The 12,807-nt window shown below is 65.2% G+C and carries 10 protein-coding genes; 4 read left to right on the forward strand and 6 right to left on the reverse strand.

Features of this window, described 5'->3' with window-relative positions; all coding sequences use genetic code 11:
• Positions 1-8: 8 nt before the first annotated feature.
• The 5 genes from CO669_RS11655 to cysG are packed head-to-tail and all read right to left on the reverse strand — an operon-like array spanning position 9 to position 4,645.
• Positions 9-740: a phosphoadenylyl-sulfate reductase gene (locus CO669_RS11655; protein ID WP_097659947.1), complete on the reverse strand. Its 732-nt coding sequence runs from the start codon at positions 738-740 to the stop codon at positions 9-11.
• The gene (locus CO669_RS11660) at positions 737-1,252 is read right to left on the reverse strand and encodes a DUF934 domain-containing protein (protein ID WP_097659948.1); all 516 of its coding nucleotides are present in this window, start codon (positions 1,250-1,252) and stop codon (positions 737-739) included. Before CO669_RS11660 ends, CO669_RS11655 begins: the two co-directional genes overlap by 4 nt.
• Entirely contained in the window at positions 1,239-2,894 is a 1,656-nt protein-coding gene (locus CO669_RS11665; protein ID WP_097659949.1) for a nitrite/sulfite reductase, read from the reverse strand. Before CO669_RS11665 ends, CO669_RS11660 begins: the two co-directional genes overlap by 14 nt.
• A 12-nt stretch (positions 2,895-2,906) precedes the next feature.
• Complete coding sequence (locus tag CO669_RS11670) at positions 2,907-3,224, reverse strand: DUF2849 domain-containing protein (RefSeq protein WP_063200824.1); 318 nt, start codon at positions 3,222-3,224, stop codon at positions 2,907-2,909.
• A complete protein-coding gene (cysG, locus tag CO669_RS11675) occupies positions 3,221-4,645 on the reverse strand; it encodes a siroheme synthase CysG (protein ID WP_097659950.1) in 1,425 nt (474 codons plus the stop codon). The genes CO669_RS11670 and cysG overlap by 4 nt, the downstream gene beginning before the upstream one ends.
• Before the next feature lie 245 nt (positions 4,646-4,890).
• Between cysG and cysD the strand changes: the two genes are divergently transcribed.
• The 3 genes from cysD to CO669_RS11695 all read left to right on the forward strand — a co-directional run bounded on the left by cysD (position 4,891) and on the right by CO669_RS11695 (position 10,081).
• Positions 4,891-5,685: a sulfate adenylyltransferase subunit CysD gene (gene cysD / locus CO669_RS11680; protein WP_080134972.1), complete on the forward strand. Its 795-nt coding sequence runs from the start codon at positions 4,891-4,893 to the stop codon at positions 5,683-5,685.
• A 20-nt stretch (positions 5,686-5,705) separates the two neighbouring features.
• Entirely contained in the window at positions 5,706-7,622 is a 1,917-nt protein-coding gene (gene cysC / locus CO669_RS11685) for an adenylyl-sulfate kinase (RefSeq protein WP_097660092.1), read from the forward strand.
• A gap of 293 nt (positions 7,623-7,915) precedes the next feature.
• A complete protein-coding gene (locus tag CO669_RS11695) occupies positions 7,916-10,081 on the forward strand; it encodes a malate synthase G (protein WP_097659951.1) in 2,166 nt (721 codons plus the stop codon).
• 77 nt (positions 10,082-10,158) lie between these two features.
• On the opposite strand, the gene CO669_RS11700 is transcribed toward CO669_RS11695, so the two are convergent.
• Positions 10,159-10,314: a Thivi_2564 family membrane protein gene (locus CO669_RS11700; protein WP_008546817.1), complete on the reverse strand. Its 156-nt coding sequence runs from the start codon at positions 10,312-10,314 to the stop codon at positions 10,159-10,161.
• 266 nt (positions 10,315-10,580) lie between these two features.
• On the opposite strand from CO669_RS11700, the gene CO669_RS11705 reads away from it, so the two are divergent.
• Positions 10,581-12,674 carry a methyl-accepting chemotaxis protein gene (locus CO669_RS11705; protein ID WP_097659952.1) on the forward strand — a complete coding sequence of 698 codons (2,094 nt, stop codon included), beginning with the start codon at positions 10,581-10,583 and terminating at the stop codon, positions 12,672-12,674.
• Positions 12,675-12,807: the final 133 nt, after the last annotated feature.

Here is a 12,807-nt window from a genome sequence, read left to right on the forward strand (position 1 = left end):
CGGCTGTGCTACGAAGTCTTCATCGCATGGATGCCGCATTCTGTCTTGGCTTGGCCGCGCCAGCGACCGTCGCGCTCATCCTCGCCTTCGGCCGTTCTGCTCGTGCAAGGCATACACCCAACCGACCGGAAACCGGAGGCGACCAAGGGGTGACGCGGCAATTTGGCGCGGACGAAGATGGCCTCGAGTTCCTCTCGCGAGACGTTGGCGAAGGGATTGAACTTCAACCGCGCACCGTCATCCTCGACGACGGCAATGTCGGCACGCGCGTTGCCCTGAAAGCGCTTGCGGCCGTTGAGCCAGGCCGAGAACGGTTTGAGCGCGCGCGCCAGCGGTTCCACCTTGCGGATGCGGCAGCAGGCGTCGGGATCGGAGAACCAGAGCTCACGATCGGGATCTTCGCGCGACAAAGCTTCCTCGGCGGGCTTGATCGAACGAACGTCCTTCAGGCCCAGCGTCGCGATCAGTGTGTCGCGATAGGCGAGCGTCTCCTCGAACAGCCAGCCGGTATCGAGGAAGATCACCGGGATCGCGGGGTCGACGTCCGCCATGACCTTGAGCAGCGTTGCCGATTCCGTGCCGAAGGACGACACCAGCGCCAGCTTCTCGCGCCCGACCGTCTTCAGCGCCGCAGCGATGATCTCAGCGGGCGAGGCATCGCGCAGGCTCCGATCGAGCTCCTTCGCCGAAGGCAGCGCAGAAACGGATACCGGAGCGAGCTGGGACGCAACGACGTTCACGTGCCGACACCCTCGGAATGACGCAGCTGCATGCGCCGGTGCAGGGCCGTGATGCGGCCATCGCCGGTCGGCTGGTAGAACACCGAATAGCGCTTCGCGGTCTGCATGAAGGCTTCCGCGTCGGCCTGCTTCTTGACCTCGAAGGAATCGAAGCCGGCGCGCAGCATGAACACGAACTGGTCGCGCAGCACCTGTCCGGTGGCGCGCAATTCGCCGCGGTAATTGTAACGCTCGCGCAGCAGGCGGGCCTGGCTGTAGGCGCGCCCGTCGCGGAACGTCGGGAACACCAGCGCGACGGCGGCGATCTTGCCGAGATAGGGCGCGATTTCGGCGATGTCGCGATTGTTCGGCCAGATCACGCCGATCTTGACCGAACGCTTGAGCAGCGCATCGGCTTCGCCGATGAAACGCTCGGCCGGCACCAGGATGTCGCCGCCCTCTGGCAGCGGTGTGTCGACGGCCAGCTTGACGAAGCTGTCGTCGGCGATCTTTCCGCCGTTAACGAGTGGCATAGACGCGCTCCTTGAAGGGTTCGACGCCGAGGCGCTTCACCGTGTCCATGAACAATTCTTCGGGCCGCTTGCGCAGCGCCAGATAGGCTTCCACGACGTCCTCGATGACGTCGGCAACCTCGTCGAACTTCACGCCGGGCCCGATCAGGGTGCCGAGCGCAGCGTTCTCGTCGGCCCGGCCGCCGATGGTGATCTGGTAGACCTCCTCGCCGTTCTTCTCGACGCCGAGAATGCCGATATGGCCGACATGGTGATGACCGCAGGCATTGATGCAGCCGGAGATGTTGATGTGCAGCCGGCCGATCAGATTGGCGAGCTCGTGATTGGCGAAGCGCCGCGTCAGCTCCTGCGCGATCGGAATTGAGCGCGCATTCGCCAGCGAGCAATAGTCGAGCCCCGGGCAGGCGATGATGTCGGTGATCAGGTTGACGTTCGGCGTCGCGAGGCCAAGCTTGTCGAGCGCCTTCCACAGCGCCGGCAGGTCGCGCTTGGCGACATGCGGCAGCGCCAGGTTCTGCTCGTGACCGACGCGGATCTCGCCGAAGGAATATTTGTCGGCGAGGTCGGCCAGCGCATCCATCTGCTCGGCGGTGGCATCGCCCGGAGGCGCCCCGATCGGCTTCAGCGAGATCGTGACGATCGAATAGCCCTGCACCTTGTGCGGGGCCACCGAGTTCTTGCGCCATGCCTCGAACTCGGGATCGGCCGCGGCCTGGCGCAGCTCGTCGGGCATGTGCGGCAGCTTCTCGTAGGCCGGATAGGTGAAGCGCGAGCGGATGTCCTCGATCACCTCGTCGTCGATCTGGAGCGAGGAATTGCGGATGTGCTGCCACTCCTCCTCGACCTCGCGCGAGAACTTCTCGATGCCGAGCTCGTGCACCAGGATCTTGATGCGCGCCTTGTAGATGTTGTCGCGGCGGCCATACTGGTTGTAGACGCGCAGGATCGCCTCGATGTAGCTGAGGATATCGCGGCCATGTACGAAGTGCTTGATGGTCTTGGCGATGAACGGCGTGCGGCCGAGCCCGCCGCCGACCAGGACCTCGAAGCCGGTCTCGCCCTTCTCGTTCTTGATCAGGCGCAGGCCGATGTCGTGGATCTTGATCGCGGCGCGGTCGTGATCCGAAGCGGTGATCGCGATCTTGAACTTGCGCGGCAGGAACGAGAATTCCGGATGCAGCGTGGTATGCTGGCGGATCAGCTCCGACCAGATGCGGGGATCCTCGATCTCGCCCGGCGCGACGCCGGCCCATTGGTCCGAGGTGACGTTGCGCATGTTGTTGCCGGAGGTCTGCATCGCATGGATGCCGACCTTGGCGAGATCTTCCAGCGCGTCCGGCAGCTCGGCGAGCTTGATCCAGTTGAACTGGATGTTCTGACGCGTGGTGAAATGGCCGTAGCCGCGATCGTACTTTCGCGCGACATGGGCGAGGGCCCGCAGCTGGTTCGTCGCCAGCGTGCCGTAGGGGATCGCGACCCGGAACATGTAGGCGTGCAGCTGCAGATAGACGCCGTTCTGCAGTCGCAGGATCTTGAACTCGTCCTCGGTGAGCTCGCCGGAAAGGCGCCGCTTCACCTGGTCGCGGAACTCCGAGACGCGCTCGTTGACGAGCGTGCGGTCGATTTCGTCGTAAGCGTACATAGGTAAAGCGCCTTAAGCCTGGGCCGACTGTCCGATGGTGACACCGGTACGGCGGATCTGTTCGCGCAGATTGCCGGGTTCGATCTTGCCGTCCGCGCCGACCTGCACCGGGGCGATATAGGGTCCGATGGCGCCGACGTCATCGGCGACGGACTCCGCAAGCAACGCCTTGGCCTCGTCGGAGTTGCGTACGATCGCGGCCTCCGACAGGTCCGCAGACCAGCTCTTGGTGGCGGTGCGATAGACCACGATGCCGTCCCAGGTCCGGTTGGCGGTCACGATCGAGGGGCCGGCGATCTTGATCTTCTTCTGTTCGAGCGGAGAGGTCATTCGGCTGCATCCAATAGGTCTGAGATGATTTGGTTGGGTGTCTGGCGGCGAAGCGAACCGGCATGCCGGACCACCTCGCCGATGATGAGAATGGCGGGACCGCCATCGACCCGCCGGGCGAGCTCAGGCAGGTCACCGAGCGTTCCGATCGCGCCTTGCGCATCGGGGCGCGTGACGCGGGCGAACACGCCGACCGGCGTCTCCGGCGAACGGCCCGCGGCGAGCAGGCCCGCGCGCACGGCAGGGGCGGCGGACACGCCCATGTAGACGACGATGGTCATCCTCGTGTCGGTCAGCGTCGACCAGTCCACGGCTTCCGCGTCGCGCGCCTTGTGCGCGGTAAGGAAGGTCATGCGGGTTGCTTCGTGACGGTAGGTGAGCGGCACCTCGAAATCGGCGGCGCCGCCGAGCCCTGCGGTGATGCCGGGAACGATCGAATAGGCGACGCCGGCAGCGCGCAGCGCTTCGACCTCTTCACCGCCGCGGCCGAACACGAAGGGATCGCCGCCCTTCAGCCGGACCACGCGCTGGCCGGCTTGCGCGGCCTCGATCATGCGCTGGTTGATGGCGTCCTGGCCGATGCCGGGCTTACCGATGCGGCGGCCGACGGCAACGCGCGTGGTATCGCGGCGAATGCGGTCGAGAATTTCGTTCGAGACCAGTTCGTCGTGGAAGACGACATCGGCGTCCTGCAACGCGCGCAGCGCCTTGATGGTGAGAAGATCAGGATCGCCGGGACCGGCGCCGACCAGCGCGACCGAGCCTTCCGGCTTGGCAGCGCGCGCAAATTCGGAGGGATCGGAAATGGCCTTGAGGGCCGCGTCAGCTTCGCTCGTGCGTCCCGAGAGCACGGCGGCGCCGATCGGACCGTCGATGACACGCTCCCAGAAGCGGCGACGCAACGGAAACTCGGCGATGCGCTCGTTGATGGACTTGCGGAAGCCGCCGATAAATTCGGCGAGCTCGCCGATGCGAGCAGGCAGCAGCGCCTCGATCTTCTCGCGCACGCGCCGCGCCACCACCGGCGACGTGCCACCGGTGCCGACCGCGACCACGACATCGCCGCGATCGACGATCGCCGGGAAGATGAAGCTGGAATGTTCGAGATCGTCCATGACGTTGACGGGAAGGCCGAGCGACTTGGCGCGCGCCGACATGGCAACGCCGACATCACCCGCGCCCGCGCAGACGATGGCGATGACGCCTGCGAGATCAGCGGTCAGCGGATCACCTGTCGCGATCTCGATACGAGCGGCGTCGTCCGAGCCGGGATTGAACTCATGATTGCCGTCGATCGCGTGCACACGGATGCGCGCACCGGCAGCGGCGAGCACGCGCAGCTTGGCGCGCAAAAGCTCGCCCGTGCCGATGAGAACCACCGGACCGGCCTTGAGATCGAGAAATACCGGCAAGAACCGCATGCGATACTCGCTTCCCCCACATCCGGGGTTGACTGGAATTATTTTCTATATATGTGTCGTTTCGAGTGCGCAAAGAGAAAATTTCTTCTTCTCTTGCGCGTCTCGACTATAGAATTTTCGCCTCCAAACGCAAAGTGGCAGAGATGCATCTTCTCAGGGACGATTCCGCAGCTATCGGAATGAGCAGCAAGGCCCCTCTCGCACGCGCGGACTCGCAAGAATTTTCCGCCGATGTTGCGCCGAGCATGGACCATCTCGACCAGCTCGAGGCGCAGAGCATCTACATCTTTCGCGAGGCCTTCGCCCGCCTGAAGAAGATCGCCCTGCTATGGTCGCTCGGCAAGGACTCCAACGTCATGATCTGGCTGGCGCGGAAAGCGTTCTTCGGCCGCATGCCGTTTCCGGCGCTCCATGTCGACACCGGCAAGAAGTTTCCGGAGATGTACCGCTTTCGAGACCACTACGGGAAAGAGTGGGATCTCGATCTGCGCGTCGAGCCCTGCCCGCCCATCGATGCCGTCGACCCGACGCTGCCGCCCGCCGCCCGCTCCGCCGCGCGCAAGACCGAAGGCCTCAAGATGGCGCTCGCCAAATATGGCTTCGACGGCCTGATCGCCGGCATCCGCCGCGACGAGGAGGCGACGCGCGCCAAGGAGCGCGTGTTCTCGCCGCGCGGCCTGGAGGGCAATTGGGACGTGCGCGACCAGCCGCCGGAATTCTGGGACCATTTCAACGCCTCGCCGCCGCAGGGCGCGCATTTGCGTATCCACCCCATCCTGCATTGGACCGAGGCCGACATCTGGGCCTACACCAAGCGCGAGAACATCCCGATCATCCCGCTTTATCTCTCACAGAACGGCAAGCGCTATCGCTCGCTCGGCGATCAGGACATCACCAATCCCGTGAACTCGACGGCGTCGACCATCGACGAGATCCTGATCGAGCTCGAACAGACCAAGGTGCCGGAGCGCGCCGGTCGCGCGCTCGACCACGAGACGGAGGACGCCTTCGAGCGCCTTCGCGTCGCCGGCTATCTCTGACCTTGGGACGCGAGCGCGACATGAACATGATCGTCACCCCCGCTTCGCCGGCCACGCCGAACGGCACCACCCGTCCGCAGGTCCGCATCGTCATCGTCGGCCATGTCGACCACGGCAAGTCGACGCTGGTCGGCCGCCTCCTGCACGAGACCGGCAGCCTGCCCGACGGCAAGCTGGAAATGCTGAAAGCCGTCAGCGCGCGGCGCGGCATGCCGTTCGAATGGTCGTTCCTGCTCGACGCGCTCCAGACCGAGCGCGACCAGGGCATCACCATCGACACCACGCAGATCCGCTTCCGCACCAATTCGCGCGACATCGTGCTGATCGACGCGCCGGGCCACGCGGAATTCCTGCGCAACATGATCACCGGGGCGTCGCAGGCCGATGGCGCGGTGCTGATCATCGACGCGCTCGAAGGCGTACGTGACCAGACCAGGCGGCACGGTTATCTGCTGCATCTGCTCGGCGTGAAGCAGGTTGCCGTCGTCGTCAACAAGATGGACCGGGTCGATTTCTCCGCTGACCGCTTCAAGGCGATCAGCGACGAGATATCTGCCCATCTCAATGGCCTCGGCGTGACGCCCACGGCGATCATTCCGATTTCGGCGCGCGATGGCGATGGCGTCGCCGAGCACACCGATCGGATCGGCTGGTACAAGGGGCCGACCGTGGTCGAGGCGCTCGACGCCCTCGAACCGGCGCGGCCGCTGGAATCTCTGGCGCTGCGTCTGCCGGTGCAGGCGATCTACAAGTTCGACGACCGCCGTATCGTGGCGGGCCGCATCGAATCCGGCAGCCTCATTGCCGGCGACGAGATCGTGATCATGCCGGCCGGCAAGATCGCCAAGATCAAGACGGTCGAGAGCTGGCCGGTGACGCCGGTCGCAGGACGGCATGGTGCCGGACGCTCGGTCGGCATCACGCTCGACCGCGAATTGTTCATCGAGCGCGGCGACATCGTCGCGCATGCCGCCACCGCCCCGCGCGAGACGCGGCGGCTGCGCGCGCGGATCTTCTGGCTGCACGACAAGCCGCTCGCCAAGGGCGACCAGCTGCTGGTTCGCTGCGGGCCGAAGGAAAGCCGCGCGACCGTCGTCGCCATCGAGAAGGCAGTCGATCCCGGCGAGCTCTCGAGCAGCGAGAACAAGGCGATCGGCCGCAATCATGTCGGCGAGATCGACATCTCGCTGTCGAATCCGATTGCGACCGATCCCTACACCGAGAACCCGCGCACCGGCCGTCTCGTGATCGAAGTGTCCGGGCGTATCGCAGGCGGCGGCCTCGTGCTGTCGGTCGATGCCGGCCAGCGCGCCGTGCCCGTCGACATCGTGCCGGTGGAATCGGCGCTGCGTCCCGACGAACGTTCCGCACGCTATCAGCACAACGGCGCCGTGGTCTGGCTCACCGGCCTGCCCGCTTCCGGCAAGTCGACGCTGGCCAAGGCGCTGGAGCGGCGTCTCTTCACCAATGGCGGCTCGCCGATCCTGCTCGACGGCGACACGTTGCGCGCCGGGCTCAACGGCGATCTCGGCTTCTCCGCCGCCGATCGCAGCGAGAACATCCGCCGTCTCGCCGAAGTCGCGACGCATCTCGCCCGCAACGGCCACATCGCGATCGTCGCCGCGGTCTCGCCTGCGCGCGAAGACCGCGCCACCGCGCGTCGCATCGCCGACACCACCTTCCGCGAGATCCATGTCGCGACGCCGGCCGAGGTGTGCGAGGAGCGCGATCCCAAGGGCCACTACAAGAAGGCCCGAGCCGGTGCGCTGGCTTCGTTCACCGGCATCGGCAACGACTACGAAGCGCCACAGGCAGCCGAGCTCGTGATCGACACCTCGACGCGGACGGTCGCCGAGGCGGCGGATGAGATCGAGCAGATGCTGAAAACGTCGGGCGTGCTGTTCGACGACGTCGTGGACCTCGCGGCGAATATTTGAGGCCGCCCGCCCTCCGCTGTCGTCGCCCGGCTTGACCGGGCGACCCAGTATTCCAGAGACGGCGTTGGGATACCGAGAAGCCGCGGCGTACTGGATTCCCCGCTTTCGCGGGGAATGACGGCTGTATGCTGGGACATCCCCTTTCCTTGACATTTTGACAAACCTTTGGGGGTCTTCTCACCGCCCCGGTTTTGGGGCTAATAGGCCTCCGAAAGTCGCCCTCCATGGGCGCATTTTGCTGCTGTCGGGTCAAAAGCAGCCAAAAACAGCCATTTCCAACAAGAAAGACCATCATGAAACGCGTCGACGCCCACGGATTGAAGATCGCCCCTGTCCTGTTTGACTTCATCGCCAAGGAAGCGGCCCCGAAAACGGGGATCGCGCCGGATGCGTTCTGGGCCGGGGTTGCTGCCATCATCAAGGACCTCGGGCCGAAGAACCGCGCGCTGCTGGCGGAGCGCGACACGCTTCAGGCCAAGATCGACGACTGGCACCGTGCCAACAAGGGCAAGGCGTTCGACCTCAACGCCTATACCGCCTTCCTGAAGGAGATCGGCTATCTCATCCCAGAGCCGGCGACGCAGAAGGTCGAGACCGCCAATGTGGACGAGGAAATCGGCAAGATCTGCGGTCCGCAGCTCGTCGTGCCCCTCACCAATGCGCGCTATGCGCTGAACGCTGCGAATGCGCGCTGGGGTTCGCTCTATGACGCCTTCTACGGCACCGATGCGATCCCGCATGATCCGTCCGAGGGCGGCAAGGGCTACAACAAGGCACGCGGCGACAAGGTGATCGCCAAGGCCAAGGCGTTCCTCGACGCCGCCGCGCCACTCGCGACCGGCAGCCACACCGACGTCACCGCCTATAGCGTCGTCGCCGGCCAGCTCGCGGTGAAGCTGAAGAGCGGCAACGCCACCGCGCTGAAGGACGCCGCGCAGTTCGCCGGCTTCCAGGGCGATGCGGCCGCGCCGTCCGCGGTGCTGCTCGTCAACAACGGTCTGCATGTCGAGGTGAAGATCGACCGCAGCAGCGCGATCGGCAAGGACGATCCGGCCGGCGTCGCCGACATGATCATGGAGTCCGCGGTCTCCACCATCCTCGACATGGAGGACTCGGTCGCCGCGGTCGATGCCGAGGACAAGGTGCTGGTCTACCGCAACACGCTCGGCCTGATGAACGGCACGCTGTCGGCCGACTTCGAGAAGGGCGGCAAGACGCTGACGCGCTCGCTCAATGCCGACCGCAGCTATAAGACTCCCGACGGCAAGGGCGAGCTCAGGCTGCACGGCCGCAGCCTGCTGCTGATGCGCAACTGCGGTCACCACATGTTCACCGACGCCGTGCTGGACGAGAAGGGCGAAGAGGTCCCCGAGGGCCTGCTCGACGCCGCCGTCTCCGGCCTGCTCGCGATCCACGACCTCAAGGGCAACTCCAAGGTCAAGAACAGCCGCACCGGATCGGCCTATATCGTCAAGCCGAAGATGCACGGCCCGGATGAGGTGTCGCTGACCTGCGAGATCTTCGACCGCGTCGAGAAAATGCTGGGCCTGGCGGAGAACACGCTCAAGGTCGGCATCATGGACGAGGAGCGGCGCACCACCGTCAACCTCAAGGCCTGCATCCAGCGCGCCTCCAAGCGCATCATGTTCATCAACACCGGCTTCCTCGACCGCACCGGCGACGAGATCCACACCTCGATGGAAGCGGGCCCGATGATCCGCAAGAACGAGATGAAGGCGCAGGCCTGGATCAAGGCCTATGAGGACTGGAACGTCGACATGGGCCTGACCTGCGGCCTGCCCGGCCACGCCCAGATCGGCAAGGGCATGTGGGCCGCGCCCGACAAGATGGCGGACATGCTCCAGCAGAAGCTTGTTCATCCGCAGGCCGGCGCCACCACGGCCTGGGTGCCCTCGCCGACCGCGGCAACGCTGCACGCGCTGCACTACCATCAGGTCAACGTGACCGCGCGCCAGCAGGAGCTGACCAAGGGCGGACCGCGCGCAAAGCTCTCGGACATCCTCACCATTCCGGTGTCGAAGTCGAACTGGGCCCCTGATGACGTCAAGCAGGAGATCGACAACAACTGCCAGGGCATCCTTGGCTACGTCGTGCGCTGGATCGACCAGGGCGTCGGCTGTTCGAAGGTGCCCGACATCCACGACGTCGGCCTGATGGAAGACCGCGCCACCTTGCGCATCTCCAGCCAGCATCTCGCCAACTGGCTGCATCAGGGCGTCATCACCGAAGCGCAGGTGATGGAATCGCTGAAGCGCATGGCGGTCGTGGTCGACAAGCAGAATGCCGGCGATGCCATCTACAAGCCGATGGCGCCCGCCTTCGACGGCGTTGCCTTCAAGGCCGCCTGCGACCTCATCTTCAAGGGCCGCGAGCAGCCGAACGGCTACACCGAATACATCCTCACCGCCCGCCGCCGCGAGGCCAAGGCGCTCGGCTGAGCTGAGGTCACGGCAATATCAAAAGCCCCGGCGCAAGCCGGGGCTTTTCGTTTGGCTCATCCTGACTGAGGTACAGCCTAGAACACGGCGAGATATTTCAACAACGACACGATGCCGATGATGATGACGATCACGCGCGCGATCTGCTTGGCGCGTCCGTCCATCGGCAGCATGTTGATGAGATAGAGGACGAGAATAACGACGAGAAAAGTAACGAGCACGCCCACCAGCATCTGGAGACCCCTTCAGGCAAATTGCGATCCCTGCTCTAACGCCCGTCACCCGCCCTGGTTCCATTCAGGCAACCCATTGCAACTTCTAGTAATTCCGTATTTCTACAGGCAGCCGGGCGGCTTAAAACTTTACCCTTTTGCTCTCAGATGCAGAAACCATGCGGGTCCTGCCCCCCGAATGGCATGCGATTGCCGGCCTGCCGCGCCCAATGTCTCGATGTTGCCGGGCGTCTTCTGACTTTGGACATGGGACTTGGGGGACTTCGATGCTCAACCGCCTGACCGTATCCGTGCTGCTGAAGGCCGTGATCGCGATCACGTCGGCCTGCGTGGTGATCGCACTCTCGCTCACCGCCTACGAGTCCTGGGATCGGTTGAGGACCGCCACCCGCATCTCCCAGATTACGGATGCGTCCGCGGACCTGTTCAAGGCGATGCACAATCTGCGCACCGATCGTTCGACCACCAACCGGCTCCTCAACTCGACCGAGCCGATGGACGCCGAGATCGAGAAATATCTGCGCGCGATCCGCGACGCCGAGATGCCGGCGATGGCGCACGCGCTGGAGCTGCTGCCGGCGATGGACTTTCCGCAATCCGCCACGCTGGTGCCCGAGTTCGCGCGCCTCTACAAATCGGCGAGCGAACAGCAGAAGCAGTTCTGGGAGGACGTCGCCAAACCGAAGGACCAGCGTCGCGCCGGCCTGCCGAAGGCCTATATGGAGACGACGCAGGGCCTGCTCGACACGCTCGACAAGCTTTCGAACGCCCTCGCCGCCACCGTCAACCACCAGGACGCCACGATCGACCAGTTGCTGTCGATCAAGCAGAATGCCTGGCTGCTCCGCAACACCGGCGGTGAAGCCTCGCTGGTCGTTTCGACCGGGCTCAACGCCGGCCGCATCGCGCCGGAGGCCCGCCTCGCCTACACCCAATTCGTCGGCGGGACGGCCGCGACATGGAAGGCGCTGGAATTGTCGACTTCGGGCATGCAGCTGCCGCAGGCGCTGTCGTCGGCCATGGCCGCGGCCAAGACCGCCTATTTCGATCCGCAATATCTGGCCCTGCGCGATCGCCTGGTGGGCGCGCTCGCCAATGGCGAAAAGGCCGAGATGACCGCGAACCAGTGGACCCCCGTGACGGTGGGCCGCCTGTCGAGCGCGGTTACCGTCGCCGAGACGGCACTCGACGCCGCCAAGAACCATACGCTGGAGCAGCGCGGCGCCGCATTGCGCGCGCTGATCGTGCAGCTCGTGCTGCTTGCGCTTGCCGTCGGACTTGCCTCGGGCGCGATCATGCTGGTCAGCCGCCGCGTGATCCGCCCTCTCAACACGATCCGCGACGCCATGCTCAAGGTCGCGGGCGGCGACCTTGCCGTCGACAGCGGCTATCTCGATCGCCAGGATGAGATCGGCGCGCTTGCCGGCGCGCTGGAAACCTTCAAGCAGCAGGCCTCCGACAAGCTCAGGATCGAACAGCAGGAGCGCGAGCGCAATGCCGGCGCGGTCGCGCGCCAGCGCGCCGTCGAAGCCTATGTCGGCGAGTTCGAGGGCGTCGTGCGCAAGACGCTGGGCGAATTGGGCGAGGCCTCCGGCGAGATGCGCAAGACCTCCGGTGAGCTCTCCGCCGTGTCGCGCCAGACCAACGACCGCGTGCAGGTCGCCGGGAAGGCGTCCAACGACGCCTCGATGAGCGTCGACAGCGTGGCCGCAGCCGCCGAGGAGCTCTCGGCCTCGATCAACGACATCAGCCAGCAGGCGGCCCATGCCGCGGGCATCGCGGGCCGCGCCGTCAACCAGGCGCGCGAGACCGACGGCACCGTGCAGGGGCTGGCGAAGTCGGCGGGCCGCATCGGCGAGGTCGTCGGCCTTATCAATACCATCGCGGCACAGACCAACCTGCTCGCGCTCAACGCCACCATCGAGGCCGCGCGCGCCGGCGAAGCCGGCCGCGGCTTTGCCGTGGTCGCCTCCGAGGTGAAATCGCTGGCAAGCCAGACGGCGAAGGCGACCGAGGAGATCTCCGAGCAGATCGCCGACATCCAGAAGGTCGCCGGCGATGCCATCAACGCAATCCAGACCATCGGCGGCATCATCGGCGAAGTGAACGAGGTGGCCACCGCAATTGCCGCCGCCGTGCAGGAGCAGGGCGCGGCGACCCAGGAGATCACCCGCAGCACCCAATATGCGGCTCAGGGCACCAAGAACGTGTCGGACAATATTACCGGCGTCAAAGCCGACGCGGATGCCGCCGCAGCAGCAGCCGAGAATGTGAGGCAGGCTTCCGAAATGCTGGAAACCCAGAGCCGCCAACTCGGCCACGAGGTCAGCGACTTCCTCGGCAAGATCCGCGCAGCGTAAGGAGGCAGGTTAGGTCGGAAGCCGCCTCTCCACCTCCGGTGTCATCCCCGCGAACGCGGGGATCCATAACCACAGGGAGTGGTGCGAGGCGAACTGGTAACTCCGAGCCTTCGCCAAACATCTCCCTGTGGCC

The organism is Bradyrhizobium sp. Y36, from assembly GCF_002531575.1.
Lineage (GTDB): Bacteria > Pseudomonadota > Alphaproteobacteria > Rhizobiales > Xanthobacteraceae > Bradyrhizobium.

Coding starts and splice junctions, on each gene's coding strand:
- CO669_RS11660 (WP_097659948.1), bottom strand. CDS start 1,252: ATGCCACTCGTTAACGGCGGAAAGATCGCCGACGACAGCTTCGTCAAG.
- CO669_RS11665 (WP_097659949.1), bottom strand. CDS start 2,894: ATGTACGCTTACGACGAAATCGACCGCACGCTCGTCAACGAGCGCGTC.
- CO669_RS11670 (WP_063200824.1), bottom strand. CDS start 3,224: ATGACCTCTCCGCTCGAACAGAAGAAGATCAAGATCGCCGGCCCCTCG.
- cysG (WP_097659950.1), bottom strand. CDS start 4,645: ATGCGGTTCTTGCCGGTATTTCTCGATCTCAAGGCCGGTCCGGTGGTT.
- cysD (WP_080134972.1), top strand. CDS start 4,891: ATGGACCATCTCGACCAGCTCGAGGCGCAGAGCATCTACATCTTTCGC.
- cysC (WP_097660092.1), top strand. CDS start 5,706: ATGAACATGATCGTCACCCCCGCTTCGCCGGCCACGCCGAACGGCACC.
- CO669_RS11695 (WP_097659951.1), top strand. CDS start 7,916: ATGAAACGCGTCGACGCCCACGGATTGAAGATCGCCCCTGTCCTGTTT.
- CO669_RS11700 (WP_008546817.1), bottom strand. CDS start 10,314: ATGCTGGTGGGCGTGCTCGTTACTTTTCTCGTCGTTATTCTCGTCCTC.
- CO669_RS11705 (WP_097659952.1), top strand. CDS start 10,581: ATGCTCAACCGCCTGACCGTATCCGTGCTGCTGAAGGCCGTGATCGCG.